Below are 423 nucleotides of genomic sequence, written 5' to 3'. Positions count from 1 at the left end.
GCCGGAGGAGTCCACGGACGATCTGGTCGAGGACATGGCTGACGTGTTGACGTCGATGGGTGCCCGGCTGTACGGGCAGCGGGCGGGCAAGAGCCGTGCCGCTCGCGCTCTGGCCGCCGTGACCGGCGAGGAGCCGGTGGTGTGAAGAAGTTCGAGCCGCGTCCCGGTTTCGTGCTCCAGGCGTTCCGTTTCGCGTTGGATCCGAACGCCACGCAGGAGCAGCGGCTGCGGTCGCATTGTGGTGCGGCTCGCGCTGCCTTCAACTGGGCTGTGTCGTGGGTGATGGCGTCGTGGTGGCAGCGCAAGGCGGAAGCCTCGTACGGCATCGGCGAGGAGGGGTTGACGCCGTGGCGGCCGTGGTCGCTGCCTGTGTTGCGGAAGGTGTTCAACGAGGTCAAAAAGACCGATCCGCGTTTCGCCGGC

The 423-nt window shown here is 67.6% G+C and carries 1 protein-coding gene and 1 pseudogene; both read left to right on the top strand.

The genetic code is table 11. The annotated features are described in order from the left end of the window. Positions 1 to 145 (top strand): annotated as a pseudogene (locus ACNAW0_RS30680) (IS607 family transposase); the annotation flags it as partial. Next, positions 142 to 423: helix-turn-helix domain-containing protein (locus tag ACNAW0_RS30675; protein ID WP_416291529.1), on the top strand; the 282-nt coding region annotated here is incomplete at its 3' end. The pseudogene ACNAW0_RS30680 and the gene ACNAW0_RS30675, both read left to right, overlap by 4 nt.

The organism is Micromonospora sp. SL1-18 (assembly GCF_047921505.1).
Taxonomy (GTDB): domain Bacteria; phylum Actinomycetota; class Actinomycetes; order Mycobacteriales; family Micromonosporaceae; genus Micromonospora.
This window is presented reverse-complemented; position numbering and strand designations above follow the sequence as displayed.